Genomic DNA, 19,130 nt, shown 5'->3' with positions numbered 1-19,130 from the left:
CTCCGTCGCCTCCTGGGATGGATCGATAGCAAGGAACATCCCGCCGATGCTTTTGGTAGCAGATGCCATCATCGCCTGACCGACGATCCTCTCCATCGCGCCGGAAACCCCTTCCGTTCCAAGCGCAGTTTTCCTTATCTCGGTGGAATTACCTATCCGCTTATCAAGGGAAGGACTGTCATTGTATTCGTGCGGCTCCACGGTCACATGGCCGAAACCCATCGTTGCGCTGTCGTCTATCAGCTTTGTATACCCCCAGTCGCCGAATCCTGTCGAAAGCACGGCGTAGAGAATGCCAAACGCCACGGAAAAGCATGTGATAAGCGTCCTGCGCTTTCTGCGCCAGATGTTTCTCCATGCCATTTTCCATATCTTCATCTGTTCACCTGTGATGTATAGCCTGTACAGGAACGATCCTTGCTGCCTTGACCGCGGGGTAGATCACCGCCAGAGCCGATATCAGGTACATATAAACAACAGGGGTAGTGAAAGTCTGCTTGGTAATAACGGTATACCATGTCGGATCGAATGCTACCCCCCCCATGGTCGCGGTACCGGAGAAGGATGAAAAGTCCAGACCATGCACTTGGTAATAGTAGGCGACAGGTATCCCGGTCAGAAGCGCGAACACGCATGCGATGGAGACCTGGATCACCGTTTCAGTAATGATGAGAAGAACTATCTGAAACGGCGATACCCCAAGCGCCTTCATTACGCCGAACTCCCTCATCCTCTCGAAAACGCTCATAAGAGTAGCGTTAAGGACTATCATCCCAACCGCGCCGTAAAAGATTAGAACGAAAATTATCAGGCTGGCGTCCGAGGTAGCCATAAGCTCCGCCGTAAGAGGCTGGAGCTCCTTCCAGTTCTTAACTTCATAGTCACCGAATTCCGCGACAATGGAACGCGCCCGGTCTGTTGAGGCAAAGAGTTCCTCCTGTTTATCCTTCCGCATGATCGTTATTTCATGCGTCCCTTGCGGTACCAGCATCAGCTCCCTGAAAGAGGAGTCGACCATAAAAAAACCGGGGCCGTCTATGCCTGAGCCGACCGCTTTTAGTATCCCACGCACGACATAAATTTCATTTGCCATCGAGCCATCGGCCGCCTGCCCCACAAAAACAATTTCGCTCCCTATCTTCGCGTGAAGGGTGCGGGCCAGCTGTTTGCCGATAACAACCCCTTTTGGAGCCTCATTCGAAAGCCAGAGCCCCCTATCCACATGTCGGCTTAATTCCGTCACCATCGGCTCACGCAGAAGGTCAACTCCCCTCAGTATCACTCCAGTCGAGGTATTCCCCGAAGCGGCAAGACCGAAACCGTACAGCCTGGGAGTTGCGCTGAAACCGGATTCGTCCAGTTTTTCAAGGAGTCCGTCATAGTTTTCAACGCGATTGTAAAGATCGGGATCGCTACGGTAGCCGTTTGCGTGTATCTGCATATCGCCCAGGTTCATCTGCACGATGTTGCGCTCGAAGATGAACATGAACCCTTCCATAAGGGCGAGAAAGAATATCATTATGAATCCGGCAAAAACCATTGCCGCAATAGTTACAATAAGCCGTTGCCTGTTGCGGAAGATGTTCCTGAACGCGACCCGAAGCAGTCTCATCCTGATACGCACCACCTACATTTTTCGCAATTGTGAAACCGAGAACAACGAATCATCCAGTGGAAGATTGAACCTCATCTCCTCATACACGAGTTCGGTAAACTCGTCCGGTTTATCCTTCGGGACAATTTTCATTCTTGCGGGGAAATTCCGCCCACCCATCATTTTAATATCCGAAAAGCTCATCGTGCGCACCAGCAGTCCGTCTTCGTCATAATATAACTGCTCTACCGGCATGAGGTCGGCCGTCCGCAAAACAACCACCACCTTCCCCCAGACCACAGCGGCATCCGGCTTTGGGATGAGCGTTATTTCAATTACCTCGATCCCCTTGCGGTCGCCTTCAAAAGTAATGTCGAATTCGTAGTCGTCCTTCAGGCGGGATTCCCTTACAAGGTCGTCATTCGTAAAGTGGCTCCCCATCCAGGAGCCCCCCATCATGCCGCTGGTCAGCCTTATAGTCCTGTCGGTTTTTGGCAGATAGGTATAAATACTGTCTTCAGATTTCAGGGTGGCGGTCCCCTTCTCCTTTTTAGGGGAAAGTATCCTGATAAGCGACTTTTCCTTCCCCTTGCTCCACGCTTCCATCCCCATTTTCCGGGTGTAGTGCTTGGTCTTCACCTCCATGGTAAATTTCCCATGAGAAGAGTCGCCGCGCCAGAGGTCATCGACCTTGTCCAATATCTCTTCGGCCCGCTTCTTTGAAGATTCAGCGCTGTAAACTGTAGAGGTCGCTGTAAAAAGCACTAAAAAGAAGAGTGGAGTGAAAAAGATCAGTACCGGAGTTCTGGTTAATTGCATCGCATATCCCCCTCGTTTATTAAACTTTAACATCCAAAAGCTGAAAAAACTACAGCAACACCTTTAATTTACCGATAAACATTGAAATATAAAATGGTTTAGGTTATTACCAAAAAAGCACAAAAGTTACTGAAAATGTTATATTTTCAAAATATAGCAATAAAAGGTGACAAGATTTTGGATATGAAGAGGTATAGTGCTAATATATAGGTAAGAGGTATAGATAAATAATTAAGAGTGCTACGGCTTATAAAGATTTTGGACGTTTAACTGTATTTGGAGGTATGTATGTTGGCTAGATGGGGGAATTTTCACAAGGTAATTTTACCGGCGTTATTAATGGTTCTTCTACCGCTATTCACCGCATCTGCGGCAACTACATCCGGCAAAAAATCGATCACGGTATCCGAGTACGTTAACCTCCTTGCGAAAGAACACTCAAAAAACCGATTCGTCCCGAAAAACGCTGCCAAAATGGCGAAGGATAAGATCTACACAAGCGTAGCCGCGGCTATGCAGAAGGACGGGATAAACCTCCTCACTCCCGAGATAGCCAATGAACCCCTTACAAGACTCCAGATGATTGACCTCACATATACCTTCATCTCCGGAAAAGCGGACGGCTCCACCATCGAGAAGAAATATTTCCTCAAGGAGTTCGGAGTAATAGACAAGGACGATATCGGCCTGATAAAGAGCTTCGAAGGCTCGGTTGTTTTCGAGCGCGCACGGACCAAACAGTCTGTGAAGGTAACCGGCACCGAATCTGTTCTTTTCAGGGACGTAGCCGAGACCGATGAAGAGTCAAGGCTTGAGCTGGAATTCGACGACAAATCAGTACTGACACTGGGCGAGGACACATCCCTTGTCATAAACGAAATGATCTTCGACCCGGCAAAACAGACCAGGAAAACGATAGTCGAGGTTGCATACGGAAACATCCGCGTAAAAGCCTCGAAACTTGAATCCAAGAATACAGATTTTGAAGTGAAGACCCCGACCGCCGTTATCGGCGTCCGCGGCACCGAGTTCGTGGTGTCGGTTGGTAAAGACGGAAAGACCAAGGTTCTTACACTTGAAGGGCTCGTAGGCGTGAAATCCTCCAATCCCGCGATGGCGAGAAAAGGGGAAGTAATGGTCGGCGGCGAGCAGGTAACCACCGTTAACACATCAGCCGCTCCTGAGAAGGCAGCCAAAGCGCCGAAGGAAGAGGTAGCCAAGGCCGTTAAAAATACTACCGTGCAAAAACCGATAAAGGTAACAGGCGGCGGTACCGTTACAGCCGAGGATGCCAAGGCAGTTGTCTCCAACAAGGGGCTTGTAGTGGCCGCCGAACAGAGCAGTAAGGAAAAGGCCAAGGATAGCGATGACGAAGATTCCAAAAAGGCCGACAAGGGTGACGAGGATTCCGACAGCGATAAGAAAAAAGCCGACAAAAAGGATGATGAAGATTCCGACAGCAGGAGCGCTTCAAAGGATAAAGGGAAATCTGACGATAAAAGCGACAGCAAGGATAAATCGGACAAGTCTGCAAGCAATGACAGAAAAGATTCCGGCGACAGCAAAAAAGAGAGCAAGAAGGACAAGAGGTACGACGTAGCTCAAAAGGACGACAAAAGGGATAGCAAAAAAGACGAGTCCAAAAAGGATCAGGTCAGCCGCACCAACGAGACCAAAAAGAACCGTGATTCTAAGGATCAGGATGTTGCCGATAACAGAGGCGACGACTCAGACAGAGACACCTCCAGGGATGACTCCGGTAGTGATTCATCAAGAGATGGCTCAGGAAGCGATAGCGGTACCAGCAGTGGCGGCTCTGCCGGCGACGGCTCCTCCTCCGGCATCACAGCCGATGTAGATCTCCTGAACAAGGAGATCATTAAGGTGATCGCTGAACCGGGCGATAATAATATCAGAAAAGATCTCTGGTCCTCGATTGACGAAGCGGATAAGGCGGATGATATCAGGGATAGGGATGCCATCTTGACCAAGGCCGCCGATGCAAAGGCAGGCAGGGTATTGAAGGACGCCAATGGCGACCGTGTACGGGCGCAACAGTATGTGGTTCGCCCTGACTCCAAAACGGTTCAGGTGGTAAACGTAAACTCCAGAAGCGGTAGCGGTGGCTCGGCAGACCTTACGGTCATGGATTGGAAAACCGCCTTCAACGACGATGTGCCGACAGGAAAAGGTATTTTTGACATGCCGTGGGGTGACTACCTGAACGCCAGCGAAGGCGCCATCTCCAACGACAGCCAGTACGAACTTGACACCATGAGCGTGAAGTTCAGCCACAACGACGACTCGATCACCGAGACAAGAGGATTTGACGGCATCAGCAAATCATCTCAGAATATCAATAGCGAGGAACTCACCATAAACGGCAACAGCTACACACTTAGCTCCAAAGGTACGGGCACCTATTCGAGAGGCAACAATACAGGTTCTGGTTTCAGCTACAACATAATCGATGGCAGAAATACATCCACAATTAATGTTGCGCTGTATGTCATTGGTGATGGTGATACCGGAAAAACCGGCGGTGATGTCGGCGAGATAAGCGATGTCTGGATGGGTCTGGGCGTTAATACCAAAGGTGATAGCAAGGATGGCATAAGCATTGGTAAAGAAAACAATCTTGAGTTCAGGTTCTCAAACGGCACGAATTCGAGTTTGCTTGGTGCCCCTGTCGACTTGATCTACATACCACTGTCGAATATGGCTTGGGCCGATTAGGAAACTTGCTTCTCCGCCCTTGAATATTTCCAGGGTTTGCGTATTGAGCGACTTCGCATAGAATATGTAACCTGAAATAGAAATTTTCAAGGGTGGGGGTAAGAGTTGTACAGGGAACGGGTTAATCCAAAATCCGAATTCGATTTTTCTGGCCGGAAACGTGGGCGGATAAACCTTTACACGTTTGCGCTCGCCTCGTTCATTATCGCGGTCGCACCATGGCATAATGCTGCGGCGCAGGAGGGGAATAACGACAAATTCCTGTTTCTGGCAGACACACAATTCTTCCTGACAATCTCCAATCTCGACGGCGGCTCCAACATACTTGGTGGAAACGCCAACGCCACTCTCGCCCCTACCTACAGGCTCAATGATAAAAATGTGATCATTGGCCTTTATAGCGGCGCATACGCACACGAGAAACAGGCATTCGTGGAAGACCGCGGCTCAAGGATAGCCTCAGAAACCATGACTAACAGCTTAACCCCCACGCTCCGCCATGAATACTCCGACAAACTCACTCTCAACGTTCTTGCTTTCAGGACACAGGTGCTCTCCAAGGAGACAACGGATGAAAACTGGTACAAGGGGCTATATGACTACAACGACAACGGCGGGGGTTTTAACGGTGTTTACATCGTCAACGAGTCTGACGACGAAAAGAGAACTGTCTCGTTTGGACTTCAGTATTACAAGCGTGAATATCCGCACTTCATATCGCTCTACACCCAGGCAGGCCTCGGCGACCTGGAGGAGAAGGAGAAAGATCAAAACGCCATGCTCCTGATAGCGGGATATGACGTAATAAGAAACTCCGGCCTCTCCTACTCCCTCTCGGTCTCACAGCTGGCCAAATCATACATAGATAAAAAAATTGAGCTGGAAACCGGCGAGCGAAGCGGTGACAAGCAGAAGGATACGGACTATCTTGTATCAGGCTCTTTTTCCTACAGGAAGGAGGGTTCCGTCTCAATGGATCTTGATTGGTCCGTCGGGAAAACCGAGAGCAACCAGAACCTCGCCGAAGGGACGCTTCCAAACATCGTTTTTCATAAAAACTACTACGGCAACGACAGCTACTCCATGACGCCCGGCCTCACATACTCCATGATGCTTGAAAATGGAAAGCCTTTGACGCTGAAAGCCTCCGTCCTCATCTCAAGGGTCACTTTTACCGAACGACTGACGAGAGACGCGAACGGCGTATTAACGGACATCAAGGAACTGGACAATACGCATATGATCATGGTCGGTGCGTATTACAGCGTCAACGACAACCTCACCACCGGATTTCTCCTAAATCACCTGAGGGCAAATTCAAACAACCAATACGAAACTTTCTACAGATACAACTATGAGATCCTGAATGTTTCAGCCGGCATTCAGTACCATTACTGATCCATCCCCTTACTCCCTCTTTCCGGCTCAACCTTTCTCACCGCCAAGATAGATACTGTTGCGAGATAGAATATCAATAGCAGATGCAAAACCAGGCTGGAGAAGTTGGCTGTCTTTTGAGCCGTGGATATCCTGAACTCATATTCCTTAAACGACAGGAACTTTTCCGCCTCCTGTTCCTCCCCTTCCTTGAGATGATCTCCTGGCGAACAGCCGTTCTCCTCGGGGAATACATAGCACGCCGGGTTTTTAACGTTATATGCACCATCTACATTGTCGGTAACATGCCCGGGGTGCAACTGCTTTAGCGGAAGATTTTCCAGAAAATAGCCGAACATCGGCTCGTAACATTCAAGGAATGAAAAACCTTGAGTCAGATAATTGTTTCTGTGGACAGGCCTTATCATCTTTCCGTCCTTGCCCATCAAGACGATTATATTCGTTATTACAGGGGACCATGTTTCAGCTTTTACGTTGTCATAACTTTCTATAATTTCGGGAAAGATATACTGCTGGGATTTGTAGAACTCCCTCTCTTCGCCAATATTGCTACCGGCGATTACCGCCAGGCAGAGGAGGATCATCCCGGTCTTTAACTTTTCCGGCATTTCAAATCTCTCGATCAAAACCGAGGCGGCAAGAATAATTGTCGGAATATATACGCAAAACCACCTGAAATTATTATTGAAATTTTTCAGTACCGGAACACTTTTCAAAATCGCGTTCCATGCTGGCGAATAGTAATTCAAAAGGAGAGGGAACAGCATCATTGCCGCCAGGATCCCTGCATACGCAAGCTCCCTTTTCCCAATCACGGGAAGCGCCTTCCATTTATACATGTTAAAAAGACTCTTAAACGCTACCGCAATCAGGATCAGCGCGGGTACTACCGTTATCCCGAACTCGAACTCATGTCTTTCCAATATCCACCTGTAATTCACCATCGAAACGCGGGCCAACTTGTCCGCAGGCTCCCAAAAAAGCGATTTCAAAAGAACCGCCGAAAGAGACGAAAAATCCGGTATCCCTGGGAGCGGATAAAGGGTTCTCGGCACATTATTAACGTAATAAATAGAGGCGAGCCACTTCGGTGACGATAAAAAGAAGGCAAGTATCAGCGATGAAAAGAGTTTGAGGATCAGTACAGCCGGATCCCCCTCCCCCTTCCGAGACAGGAGGTATATGACCAAGAAAGCGAAAAGGGCATACACTATCTGAAAAAGAAGCTGGAACCCTCCGGAAAAAATTATCATCGAAATCAGGAACCCTGCTATTGATATATCCGTGATGGCTCCGCGATGAAGTTTGCCGCCCGGACCGCCTGACCGGTTTAAAATAAAATAAGCGATCACCGGAAAGATCATGAACAGATGAAAAGTGAGATGGCCGATAAGCATCCTGTGTGAAAAAAAGCCGTTGAACAGAAATAGTGCGGCACCGAGGATAGCCGTCATCCTCCCCGTATGAAAAATATCCTTCAGCAAAAAATAAAATCCCCAGAATCCGATCGTCGCGAAGATCAAAAGTGTCATCTTTACGCTTTCAAGCGGATTAACGAATATTGTCAGGAACTGGGGTATCGAAAAAAATGTATTTTGCGGATTCGGAAAATTCGGAACACCTCCGCAAAATGATGGGGTAAACCACGGTATAGAGAATATTCCGTTTACCGAATACCAGAAATATCCGTCCAGCAGTGAAGGTAAAAAATAGCTGTAGTCATGCCCCAGCGTGCCGTTTGAATTCGGAAAAAATTGGGAGAAGATCGCATAGTGGATCCCGATAAGGAGTGAGCCCGCGATGAACACCCCGGCTCTTTTCCATCGAGTAATTAATTCCATATCGCCGTCGATTAAACCACCTTTCCCCTGGTAACTCAAACAAAGATGCAGAAACTTGATAAAGAATGTCCGCGCTAACCTCCATCTTTTAACCCGTTGTATTTTATGATCATACTCAAACATCCTCCTCCTCTTTCCTCTATTGAAACCGTCTGCCTGAGAAAACTCTGTAAGATATGGATAACAACCCCCCTTTCTTCGCAACAAACTCCATGCCTTGTTCCGGTTTTTCTGGAAACATCCCCATTTTGGTGTTAATTTATCGACTGATGTATGGTTGTTTTGGAGAAAGGAGCGTTATCTTTTACTCGACGCTTCTCCAAACCTGATATAACGAACAGGAAATTTTTCAAAAGGGATGCCAATGAAGTTTGTAAAATCAACAACAGTAGCTTTTTTTACTATTTCAATACTGCTCAGCCAGACGGATATTTCCAGCGCGGCTCAAAGCCTCGCCATTAACCTGAATGACCGCGACGAAGTAGAGCTTACATTCATTGGTGAAAGCAAATATTCCGAAAACACTACCATTAAAAATGAAACCGGCGTACTGAGCGCGCTTGACGAACTCGACAACAAGAACATCTATGCGCACACCGGATTCTCAAATACCGGGCTTACCGACATCCCCGGCATAGTGTTCGGCCTCGGTATCGATCTGGCCGGCTCTTACATCGATAAATCGCAGGATTCATACGCGGCTGTCGCTCTGAAACTGAAACTCGGGTATGTCCTCCCTTTCAGGATATTGACTACCGTTTCAGGCGCTGTTTCCTACGCGCCGAAAACTCTCTGCCTTTCAAACAACATCAATAATTTTTCCGACACAAGGATCGAGATCGATTTCGACGTGATCGACGGCGGAACTATCTTTGTCGGCACAAGGGATATCAAGTACGGGATACCTGACAACGGAACATTTACATTGAACAAGTCGGGCTACGGCGGCTTTAAAATCCATTTCTAGCCTATTCATTGCCACACACTTGTCTTTATACCGAAAAGATGAGCAGGCAAGAGCATTGACTTACCAATAAATTAAGCCGGAGCTCACCTTCACGCGAAATGGATAAAACAAGGCGTCCGCTGGAGCTTGAGATAACGGATATCACTTACGGCGGCGCCGGAGTTGGGAAGTCCGGTGATAAGGCCGTTTTTGTTCACGGTGTATTCCCCGGCGACAAGATATCCGCGACGCTTTTCAAAAGCAAAAAGAAGTGGGGCGAAGCGGAGCTCGATAATTTGCTCGTCCCTTCCGCACTTCGAAGAAAATCACCCTGCCCCTACTTTGACAACTGCGGCGGATGTCCGTGGATGCCTCTGGAAAGAAAAGATCAGCTCGCCTTCAAGGAGAGGATACTGGCTGACCAACTTAAAAGGATCGGCGGATGCGAAGTAAAACCTGCCGCTCTTCATGCCCCTTCGCCGGAATTCGGCTACCGCGCAAGAATACAGCTCCACTCGTCCATCCATGAAGGGAAGCCGGTCATTGGATTCCACGCGAGGAAGACCAATCTCATCATTGATATTGAAAAATGCCTCGTCGCAAACGAAGCTATCAATGAAGCGATCGCCGCCCTGCGAAATTTTGTTTTCGATTTCCCCCTGCTCGCCAGGCTCAAGGCAAAATACATGATCGAAACCGGCTTTCCTGTAAATGGCATCAGGATAACCGTCTCATACAGGGACGAACACCCATTCCAGGAAATTGAAAAACTTTTCAGCTATTCAAGGTCGATCAAGGGGATAGTGCTGATTAACGGAACCGGGACATCGCTTTACCGGGATACGATACTGCAAATGAACGCAGGAGGATTGAACCTTTTCTACGGAACAGGCGCATTCAGCCAGATCAATCCCGAAGGGAACAACATTCTGGTCGAGAAGGTTCTGGAATTCGCGGGAAAAGGGAGAGGTGAAGCTCTCGACCTCTACTCCGGCATTGGGAACTTCACTTTCCCACTTGCGAAAGGAGGATTCGCCCCTGTTGGTGTCGAACTCTCCCGCGATGCGGTCACATACGCGAAGCAGAACGCAGAGACGCTCGGCCTTGGCGCCGATTTCATCGCAGGCGAGGCTTACGGATCAGCCGCTAAGCTGGCGGATGAAGGGAGAAAATTTCCGCTCATCGTCCTTGATCCGCCAAGGATAGGGGCGCCGGGTCTCGGCGATATTTTCAGGCGGTTATCCGCCGAAAAAGTGGTCTATGTGAGTTGTAACCCTTCTTCGCTGGCAAGAGATACCGCCGAACTTGCCCGGCACGGCTTTACCCTTGAAAGGGTGGAGATGGTCGACATGTTTCCGCAAACCTTCCATCTGGAATCGGTCGCCCTCTTCACAAGAAAATAACCTTTAAACACATACTCGCCGAAGGCGCTTAACAACAACCGGCCATCGCATCACGGCCCTACATCACGTCTCTGCATCACGGCCCTACATCACGTCTCTGCATCACGGCCCTACATCACGTCTCTGCATCACGGCCCTACATCACGTCTCTGCATCACGTCTCTGCATCACGTCTCTGCATCACGGCCCTACATCACGTCTCTGCATCAAGGCCATTGCATCACGCACAAACTGGATAACAGGCCTCCTATCCCTCTTCCCCCTCCTTCATTATAAGGAGGGGCAAAGGGTGGTTCACAAACAGCCTGATGAAGCTCTAGAAAGACGGCACAATTATGTTTGAAAACTTCCAAAACATACTAATATTGTCCCATAATTCAAGGAGGTGATTTTTTTATGGCGAAGGGCCAGAACGCAAGAAAAGAGAAAAAGAAACCGAAACAGGAAAAAAAGAAAGACAAAAAAAAATAGTTCCAGGTTGCGAGGCTCCGCATCAGAGAGCCAAATATACGAACATTTATCAAGGTCAGGCTACTCTCGTAATTGTCCTTCAAATACGATGACAGCCTGACCTTTGATAAACACCCTGTCGCCGGTCAACTCTACTTCCATAAAACCTGTTCGCGCCGACGACTGAAAGGTATTCATCTTATTTTTCCCAAGTCTTTGCGACCAGTATTTTGCGAGAAACGTATGTGTCCCGCCTGTAACAGGATCCTCATTTGTACCGCTCCAAGGCCAGAAGTATCGAGAATGAAAATCATAGCCATCACTGCCAGACGCCGCGGTAACCAGCACTCCGTTTATGGAATCATGAGATCGATAGAGAGCGGCAAAATCCGGTTCCAAACCGGATAGCGTGGCTGAATCGGCAATTTCCAGCAATAAAATTCCGGTTTCTACATTGAACGCCACGTTCTGTAAATCACTTATCCCTAATGCGTCAAGCAACTTGGCAGGCGCGTTTGAAGGTACCGTCTCGTAAACTGGAAAGTCCATTACAATTTGACCTTCTGACTCTTTTACGAATAAATTTAGACTCTGGATGTTTTGGAAGCATACCTCAGCAAGGTTGTATGTTGTAAAAACAACCTTGGCGGAAGCTAATGTTGCGTGACCGCAGAGCGGTATCTCCATTTTCGGTGAAAAATACCTGATGGAAAATCTGTCGACGCCCTCATGAGCGGTAATAAAGGCGGTTTCAGAAAGATTCAGCTCCTGCGCGATTTCAAGCATTTTTTTATCGGTCAGGATAGACTCAACAATACAAACACCTGCCGGGTTACCCTTGAACGGCGTGTCGGTAAAAGAATCAACTATAAAGGTCTTCATTTCCTGCCCCTTGCTTTAACAAACGTGGTTGAAAAATACCCGATGCGAGAGAATATATACCTTCTTTTCATATGAAGGAAGACAAAATGACTTTTGATATAATTTTACTGTATGGAAGAGAAGAAAGGCCCGCAGAGGATCAGCGGAAAAGAGAGTATTGCCGTCTGCCAATGCTGGCAATCGGACAACTGGCCATACTGCGACGGCTCCCACCACACATTCGCCACCGATAAAGAGCCGGATCTCATCCAGCTGGACAGGAATAAGAGCTACGACATCTGCCGTTGCTACAAGACAAAGAACGCGCCGTTCTGCGACGGCTCCCATAAATCAGTATAGCGATCGGCATTTTGCCATTTTGCCGAATGGCGTGATGCGCAGGGATTGGTCGCTCTTGTGTCAACGTACTGTTGCCACTTCGCTCGACCCCGGTAAACAGCTATTTATACCTGGTTAAAATATCCACGTTTAATAGATTGTCATCCCCGCCCCCGTTTTCACAAGGGTAAACTCCGGCGGGGATCAAGAAATGATTGAAGAAACTGGATGCCCGTTTTCACGGGCATGACATTTCTCCTCGGTCAGGGAGCCGTTTGCTGTTCAATCCCTGAAAACTCGAATTATGTTTCCACGAAATATCCCAAAGGGATCGTTGCACTGAAAAGTGGTGGGTTGTGCAGGGATTGGTCACTCTCGTGGCAACGTCCTGTTGCCACTTCGCTCGACCCCCACTCGCTACCTATGTAAACATCCTGTTTACATATGCTCCCTTATCGGTCGCATACGGTAGCTCGGATTCAATCCCTGAATACTCGAATCATATTTCCACGAAATATCCCAAAGGGATCGTTGACTGGAATAGTGGTGGGTTGTGCAGGGATTGAACCTGCGACCCGCTGATTAAGAGTCAGCTGCTCTACCAACTGAGCTAACAACCCACACGAGAAACGACAATTCTAGATAACAACCGCCTCAGATGCAAATCTAAAGAGACTATCCTGTAATTCTCTTGCGAATAGCGCCACCCATGAGGAGAGATCGGCGCGCTACATTCGCAATGAAAACTTCCAGCTCTTTCTCCTTGAACCACCTGCGTCAGTCGAGCACCGCTCCCTGCGCCGCAGAAGAGACCATCTTCGCATAACGGGTCATATACCCCTCCTTTATCTTCGGTTCGGGCTTTTTCCACCCTTTGCGCCTCTTCTCCATCTCGGCATCGGTGATATCCACTCTGATCGAGCGCCCGGGAATATCAATAGTAATGCTGTCCCCTTCATTTACTAGGGCGATCGGCCCCCCTTCCATCGCTTCAGGTGAGATATGGCCGATGCACGGCCCTCGCGTTCCGCCGGAGAACCGCCCGTCGGTTATCAGCGCTACCGAATCGCCAAGACCCATGCCGCTGATCGCCGATGTAGGGGAAAGCATCTCCCTCATACCGGGGCCCCCTTTCGGCCCTTCGTAACGGACTACCAGCACATCGCCCGGCTTGACGGCTCCCTTCATGATCGCCTCCATGACCGCTTCCTCGGAGTCGTAGATCTTCGCCTTCCCGGTGAACTTCATCATCTTCTCCGATACTGCGGACTGCTTTACCACCGCTCCGTCAGGAGCGATGTTCCCTTTCAATATCGCTATCCCCCCCTCCTTCTTGTACGCCTCATCCATCGAGCGGATGACATCGCTGTTTTCGATTATCGCTTCGTCGGCAATGGTCCCTATCGATTTGCCTGTTACCGTAGGTACGTCGTTCAAAACGCTCTTCAGTGATTTCATCACGGCAGGGATTCCGCCAGCGTATTCGAGGTCCTCCATGAAATATTCTCCGCCAGGGCGTATCGACGTGATCTGCGGGGTAGTCTTGCTCAGCTTGTCGAAAAGCTCTATCTCGAACGGAACGCCAGCGTCGCGCGCTATCGCCGGAAGATGAAGCACCGTGTTTGTGGAGCCGCCGAGAGCGAGATCGAGCATCACCGCGTTCTCGAAAGCCTTATTGGTCATTATGTCCCTTGCCCGCACACCTTTGCGCACCAGCTCGACAACCTCTTCGCCGCTATCCATCGCGATGCGTCTCTTCTTGGCGCTTGTCGCCATCCCTGTCGCGCAGCCGGTTATCGACATCCCCATCGCTTCGGTGAGGCACGCCATCGTATTCGCCGTGTAAAGCCCCTGGCACGATCCGGGTCCGTCGCATGTGCACAACTCCAAACCTTCGAGATGCTTGTCGTCGATCTCGTTCTTCTGCCTCTGCCCTACGGCCTCGAATGTGTCGCGCACAAGGGAGCGCCGTTTCTCCTTGAACATTCCGCTCTGCATCGGTCCGGCGGTCACAACGACCGATGGGAGATTGAGCCGACCCGCCGCCATCAGCATCCCCGGCGTTATCTTGTCGCAGTTGGTGAGGAAAATTACTCCGTCAAACGCGTGAGCCGTTATTACGCACTCTATTATGTCGGCGATGAGGTCGCGGGTTGCGAGGGAGTAGTGCATCCCCTTGTGACCCATGGCGATACCGTCGCAGATGCCGGGAACGGAGGTGTAGAACATCTGACCGCCGCCTGAATGAACCCCTTTTTCGATATAGCGCTCAAGGTCGCGCATCCCGGCGTGACCAGGAATAAAATCGGTAAAGCTGCTTACGAGTGCAATGAACGGCCGCCCCATCGCTCTCTGCGTGACGCCTGTTCCGTACAGAAGCGCCCTGTGCGGCGCCCTGGTTACACCCTTTTTTATCCTGTCGCTGTTCATTTATCCTCCTTGGTACTTGCGTTATAATTGCCCCTATTCAGGCAATGACCCTGTCAATTGAGTAATTCCACATTAAGAGTAATAATAAAACATAGTGAAAAACAAGAAAAAGAGAGAAAAGAAATCTGCCGCCGAAACGGCAAAGAGTGAACCGGAACCTACGACCCTCCCGGCAGTCGTGCGCGACGACAGGAAACACTCCCTTGTCACCACCGACCCGCTTCAAAGCTACCTGGCGATGGTGAGGAAGATCCCGCGCATTACCGAGGAGGAAGAGCACCGCCTTGCCGTTCGCGTTAGCAAGTTCAACGACCGCGAGGCGGCTCTCAAACTGGTTACATCATACCTTCATCTTGTTGTCGGAATATCTTTCGAGTTCCACACGAAATTCCAGAATGTGCTCGACCTCATACAGGAAGGGAACATAGGGTTGATGCGCGCTGTTCAGAAATTCGACCCCTTCAAAGGGGTGCGCCTCCCCACCTACGCCACATACTGGATAAAGGCGTACATGCTCAAATACCTTCTGGATAACTGGCGTCTCGTGCGCGTAGGCACGACAAATATGCGCAGGAAACTCCTCTACAACCTGGAGAAGGTTACAAACGAGCTGAAAAATTCGGGACTCGAAGCCGATACGAAACAGCTGGCGGCGCATTTCAAGACATCCGAAGAGGAGGTAAAAGCGGTTCAGAAAACCCTCTCGACAAGGGATGTGTCGTTCGATTCAAAACTTTCGGACGACTCCGAACGCACTTACGCAGAGGTAATCGGCGACAAAAACCCGTCTGTCGAAGAAACATTGGAGACCAAAGAGATATCCGACATGGTGAAGGTGCGCGTTGCAGAGTTCGCCAAGGATCTAAAACCTTCAGACAAGGCAATTCTTTACGACAGGCTTATGACCGATGAGCCGCTGACGCTTTCCGAAATTGGCGAAAAGCATGGCGTGACGCGGGAGGCCGTGCGCCAGGCGGAAGCGAGACTGAAAAAAAAGCTGAAGGAGTATCTTGAAGAGAAAATCCCCGGCATAAGCAACCTTACGTTCCAATAACGTACTTGTGGAAAATCACTAACTGGAAGATAAAAAGCCGCTAGTATATTTCGGCGTAATCTTCCATCTTGATGCCCCATCGTTCGGGGATTTCAGTGCCGATGATCCTGTCTTCTCCCATTCGTGCGGGGGGATATTCAAGCTTTACCTTGAACGGAGTTATGAAGCGTTCCTTTTTTGAATCGTAAACGATCTTTATGACAGGCAATGAGAGGCTTTTTTCACCCTGTTCGACAACGATAGCGAGCAGGCCGCTTTCCAGCTTTACCAGCGTTCCTGCTGGATAGACCCCGACTGCGCGGATGAAATGCTGAACCAGTGTCGGATTGAAATGGTGGTTGGACCATTCCAGAAGCTTCCTCAAACCCTCAAAGCTCCTCAATCCCTTGTGGTATACGCGATCAGCGGTTATAGCATCATATACGTCAACGATGGAAGCCATCTGCCCGTATGTCGTAATAGTGTCATTTTTCAGGCCGTGTGGGTACCCTGTCCCGTCGTACCGCTCGTGATGTTGTGTTGCTATGGCAACGGAGATTTCCGAAATACCTTCGCTTTTCCTGAGAAGTTCCTCCCCCCTGATAACATGCTCTTTCATCGTTTGGTATTCAACCTCCGTGAGAGCCGTAGGCTTGTTGAGTATCTCGTCCGGGACAAGCATCTTTCCAACATCGTGCAGAAGCGCGCCGACGCCAACCAGTTTTGTATCCTCGATGCTGACCTTCATCCCCTTGCAGAATGAAACCATTAATATGCATACATTCAGCGAATGCTTGAAGGTGTATTCGTCCTTTGTCCTGATCTTTCCGAGATGCTCCAGCGCATCCTTGTTCCTGTAAATGGAATCGACCATCTTTGAAACAACTTCCTCAACCTTGCCGAGTTCCGGCGCCTTTCCCATCTTCGCGTCGCTCATGAATTCGGAGATGACCTTGTCGGCCTCCCTCTGCAAAGCCTTCGCCTTTTGCATCTCTTTTTCGATAGGGTGGGCCTTTTTACCCTCTACATTGGCGGCAAGCCTCCCCATGGCTGTGTCCAGATCGTGCTTTACCTCTTCGGCAGGCACTCCGGTTGAAACATCAACCCCTTTTTCAGTGTCTATGTAGAGTTCGCGAATCCCAATTTCGATGATCTTCTTGATTGTCTTATCGTCATTGATCTTAAGGCTGTTTGAAACGAAATCGTGGTCGAGCCATGAGCAGTTAAGGTCATGTATGAACATCCCCTTTTTAAGCGACTCCACTCCAATTTTTTTTATCATGGTCCTTTTTTCCAGTTTATTAAGGATAAATTTCGACTTCGCTTTGTATCATAATGCATCAAATGATTTTGAAGCAAATTATATTATTCTACTAACACATTCTTGTTTTTTATTACTGAGCGATAAAGCTTACTCAATCTGATATGTATTAATAATTATCAAAACTTCTAGTCCACCCCATTCCTCTTTGAATCAAAATAGTGACTGATCATTTTCCCTTTTATTTTCAATACTTTTTCCACCATGACCGTTAATTTAGCCATTATTTAACCTAATTATATTAAATCTCACCCACTATCTTGATTTATTTGGCGATATCCATTAGAATTCAGTTCAAATGTGTACGTTTAAATTTAAGGGGATCTTTCTAGCGGCAAGCTCTCTGGCGCTGTTTTTTGGTGGAGCGGTTTTCGCTTCGACCGACTATTCAAGCGCCGGTGACAATTCAATCGTTCAATCATCGCCAATGCTGAATTCTGATGGCCAAAACTCCGAGGAACTTTTCCCCGAACCTGTAGAACTAAGGCCGAATGTCTTTTTCTGGGTGAACATATACACGAAATACAATCAAAACCAGGCGATCGTTCATGACGCATCCGATCTGAACATCCACTTCGAAGTTGTAGATCTAAATGTAGCCGTTGGCCCCAATGCATCCCGTAGAAGCTGGAACCGGTACATGGAGCAGAGAAAGAGGTACTACAGGGAAATTCTTCGAAACGTGTCCAGGCAGCACGGCGAATGCAAAACCGAAGAGGAGTGCCGGGTAGCCGGATTATTCGGATACCAGCCGGATGGCAAACGTTTCAGGGAAGCAGCGGATGATGTAAGAATTCAGTTCGGCATGGCCGACAGGTTCCGTGAGGGCCTTATCACAAGCGGTAGCTATATATACAAGATGAGGGAGATGTTCCAGAAGCATGGCCTCCCAGAAGAGCTTCTTGCGCTGCCTCATGTAGAGTCTTCATTCAACGTAAAAGCGTACTCAAAGTTCGGAGCGGCCGGCGTCTGGCAGTTCACGCGCTCCACCGGAAGGCTTTATATGGAGATAGACTACTCAGTGGACGAGCGACGCGATCCGTTCATATCAACTGATGCGGCGGCGAGATTGCTCAAGAGGAATTATGAGGATCTCGGCAATTGGCCCTTGGCGATTACCGCGTACAATCACGGCAGATATGGAATGTTGAAAGCCAAAAAGAAATATGGCAGTGACATCGTTACCATTATCAAGAATAACGATATGAGACTTTTCGGTTTTGCCTCAAGGAATTTTTACGCGGAATTTCTTGCGGCAAAGAAAATAACGCAAAATCCGGAACGGTATTTCGGCCCGATAGGATTCAATCTTCCTCTTGTATATGATGAAGTGACATTCGATCACTATGTGCCGATAAGCATTCTTTACAAACACTTCGGCTACAGCAGAGAAGATATAATGTCCCTGAATCCTTCACTTCGGATGCCAATATGGGATGGGACAAGAAGGCTGCCAAAAGGGTATCCGGTTAAGGTACCATTTGGCACCACGCAGAGGTTTAAGGAGATGTATGCATCCGCGCCTTCTGACATGCTCTTTGACAAACAGCTGATACCTAAATACTACCGGGTAATGCGCGGGGATGCTCTTTCCACGATTGCAGACAGATTCAGAATGTCAACCCAGGCCCTGATGGAATACAACAACCTCAGGAGCAGACACAGAATATATGCCGGCCAGAACCTGAAAATTCCGCCTGAGAATTACAAGGTTGCAAAAGCGGTTTATACGGAAGAACCTTTAGAGAGTGACGACGTTATCACCGAGTTTCGCGTTAATAGCAAAAAGATCGAGCCTATCGTTAAAAGGGAAATTGCGCCGGGAGAACCCAAGGCCGAGTATGCAAGCTATACTTTCAATAAAAATTCGGAACAGGATTACGACAGGGATCTTGTTCTCCTAACCAAGATGAAGATTTTCGATTTCGAACCTCGTCCTGAGCCGCCATCCATTGCCGA

General features: G+C 48.8%; 14 protein-coding genes and 1 tRNA gene. 7 read left to right on the top strand and 8 right to left on the bottom strand.

The features are described from left to right. The 3 genes from OEY64_12295 to OEY64_12285 all read right to left on the bottom strand — a co-directional run. Positions 1-378 (bottom strand): ABC transporter permease (locus OEY64_12295; protein MDH5543731.1); only part of this gene is annotated, 378 nt, incomplete at its 3' end. A 4-nt stretch (positions 379-382) separates the two neighbouring features. Further along, entirely contained in the window at positions 383-1,612 is a 1,230-nt protein-coding gene (locus tag OEY64_12290) for an ABC transporter permease (protein ID MDH5543730.1), read from the bottom strand. 15 nt (positions 1,613-1,627) lie between these two features. Beyond that, positions 1,628-2,413, bottom strand: coding sequence for an outer membrane lipoprotein-sorting protein (locus tag OEY64_12285; protein MDH5543729.1), 786 nt, complete (start codon positions 2,411-2,413; stop codon positions 1,628-1,630). Between the two features lie 288 nt (positions 2,414-2,701). On the opposite strand from OEY64_12285, the gene OEY64_12280 reads away from it, so the two are divergent. Both OEY64_12280 and OEY64_12275 read left to right on the top strand, forming a co-directional pair. Beyond that, positions 2,702-5,149 carry a FecR family protein gene (locus OEY64_12280; GenBank protein MDH5543728.1) on the top strand — a complete coding sequence of 816 codons (2,448 nt, stop codon included), beginning with the start codon at positions 2,702-2,704 and terminating at the stop codon, positions 5,147-5,149. 105 nt (positions 5,150-5,254) lie between these two features. Next, positions 5,255-6,547 carry a hypothetical protein gene (locus tag OEY64_12275; protein MDH5543727.1) on the top strand — a complete coding sequence of 431 codons (1,293 nt, stop codon included), beginning with the start codon at positions 5,255-5,257 and terminating at the stop codon, positions 6,545-6,547. Here the strand turns inward: OEY64_12275 and OEY64_12270 are convergent. Next, entirely contained in the window at positions 6,541-8,388 is a 1,848-nt protein-coding gene (locus OEY64_12270; GenBank protein ID MDH5543726.1) for a hypothetical protein, read from the bottom strand. The genes OEY64_12275 and OEY64_12270 overlap by 7 nt on opposite strands. A gap of 364 nt (positions 8,389-8,752) precedes the next feature. On the opposite strand from OEY64_12270, the gene OEY64_12265 reads away from it, so the two are divergent. Both OEY64_12265 and rlmD read left to right on the top strand, forming a co-directional pair. Next, complete coding sequence (locus OEY64_12265) at positions 8,753-9,355, top strand: hypothetical protein (protein ID MDH5543725.1); 603 nt, start codon at positions 8,753-8,755, stop codon at positions 9,353-9,355. A 98-nt stretch (positions 9,356-9,453) separates the two neighbouring features. Then, a complete protein-coding gene (rlmD, locus tag OEY64_12260; GenBank protein MDH5543724.1) occupies positions 9,454-10,737 on the top strand; it encodes a 23S rRNA (uracil(1939)-C(5))-methyltransferase RlmD in 1,284 nt (427 codons plus the stop codon). A gap of 531 nt (positions 10,738-11,268) precedes the next feature. Here rlmD and OEY64_12255 read toward each other — a convergent pair. Next, entirely contained in the window at positions 11,269-12,069 is an 801-nt protein-coding gene (locus OEY64_12255; protein MDH5543723.1) for a PhzF family phenazine biosynthesis protein, read from the bottom strand. Positions 12,070-12,180: 111 nt separating this feature from the next. Between OEY64_12255 and OEY64_12250 the strand changes: the two genes are divergently transcribed. After that, the gene (locus OEY64_12250) at positions 12,181-12,408 is read left to right on the top strand and encodes a CDGSH iron-sulfur domain-containing protein (GenBank protein MDH5543722.1); all 228 of its coding nucleotides are present in this window, start codon (positions 12,181-12,183) and stop codon (positions 12,406-12,408) included. A 523-nt stretch (positions 12,409-12,931) separates the two neighbouring features. On the opposite strand, the gene OEY64_12245 is transcribed toward OEY64_12250, so the two are convergent. Both OEY64_12245 and ilvD read right to left on the bottom strand, forming a co-directional pair. Continuing rightward, positions 12,932-13,007, bottom strand: a tRNA-Lys gene (locus tag OEY64_12245). Between the two features lie 157 nt (positions 13,008-13,164). Further along, entirely contained in the window at positions 13,165-14,817 is a 1,653-nt protein-coding gene (gene ilvD, locus OEY64_12240) for a dihydroxy-acid dehydratase (GenBank protein ID MDH5543721.1), read from the bottom strand. A 94-nt stretch (positions 14,818-14,911) separates the two neighbouring features. Between ilvD and OEY64_12235 the strand changes: the two genes are divergently transcribed. Then, complete coding sequence (locus tag OEY64_12235) at positions 14,912-15,871, top strand: sigma-70 family RNA polymerase sigma factor (protein MDH5543720.1); 960 nt, start codon at positions 14,912-14,914, stop codon at positions 15,869-15,871. A 40-nt stretch (positions 15,872-15,911) separates the two neighbouring features. Here the strand turns inward: OEY64_12235 and OEY64_12230 are convergent, their stop codons facing one another. Continuing rightward, entirely contained in the window at positions 15,912-17,132 is a 1,221-nt protein-coding gene (locus OEY64_12230; GenBank protein ID MDH5543719.1) for an HD-GYP domain-containing protein, read from the bottom strand. A 337-nt stretch (positions 17,133-17,469) separates the two neighbouring features. Here OEY64_12230 and OEY64_12225 point away from each other — a divergent pair. Beyond that, on the top strand, positions 17,470-19,130 hold a 1,661-nt coding region (locus OEY64_12225), incomplete at its 3' end, for a transglycosylase SLT domain-containing protein (protein MDH5543718.1).

Source organism: Nitrospinota bacterium, from assembly GCA_029881495.1.
GTDB lineage: Bacteria > Nitrospinota_A > UBA7883 > JACRGQ01 > JACRGQ01 > JAOUMJ01.
This window is presented reverse-complemented; position numbering and strand designations above follow the sequence as displayed.

Excerpts from the sequence above, each read along its gene's own strand:
- OEY64_12250 (MDH5543722.1), top strand. The coding sequence starts at position 12,181 with ATGGAAGAGAAGAAAGGCCCGCAGAGGATCAGCGGAAAAGAGAGTATT.
- rlmD (MDH5543724.1), top strand. The coding sequence starts at position 9,454 with ATGGATAAAACAAGGCGTCCGCTGGAGCTTGAGATAACGGATATCACT.
- ilvD (MDH5543721.1), bottom strand. The coding sequence starts at position 14,817 with ATGAACAGCGACAGGATAAAAAAGGGTGTAACCAGGGCGCCGCACAGG.
- OEY64_12280 (MDH5543728.1), top strand. The coding sequence starts at position 2,702 with ATGTTGGCTAGATGGGGGAATTTTCACAAGGTAATTTTACCGGCGTTA.
- OEY64_12270 (MDH5543726.1), bottom strand. The coding sequence starts at position 8,388 with ATGGAATTAATTACTCGATGGAAAAGAGCCGGGGTGTTCATCGCGGGC.
- OEY64_12265 (MDH5543725.1), top strand. The coding sequence starts at position 8,753 with ATGAAGTTTGTAAAATCAACAACAGTAGCTTTTTTTACTATTTCAATA.
- OEY64_12255 (MDH5543723.1), bottom strand. The coding sequence starts at position 12,069 with ATGAAGACCTTTATAGTTGATTCTTTTACCGACACGCCGTTCAAGGGT.
- OEY64_12285 (MDH5543729.1), bottom strand. The coding sequence starts at position 2,413 with ATGCAATTAACCAGAACTCCGGTACTGATCTTTTTCACTCCACTCTTC.
- OEY64_12290 (MDH5543730.1), bottom strand. The coding sequence starts at position 1,612 with ATGAGACTGCTTCGGGTCGCGTTCAGGAACATCTTCCGCAACAGGCAA.
- OEY64_12230 (MDH5543719.1), bottom strand. The coding sequence starts at position 17,132 with ATGATAAAAAAAATTGGAGTGGAGTCGCTTAAAAAGGGGATGTTCATA.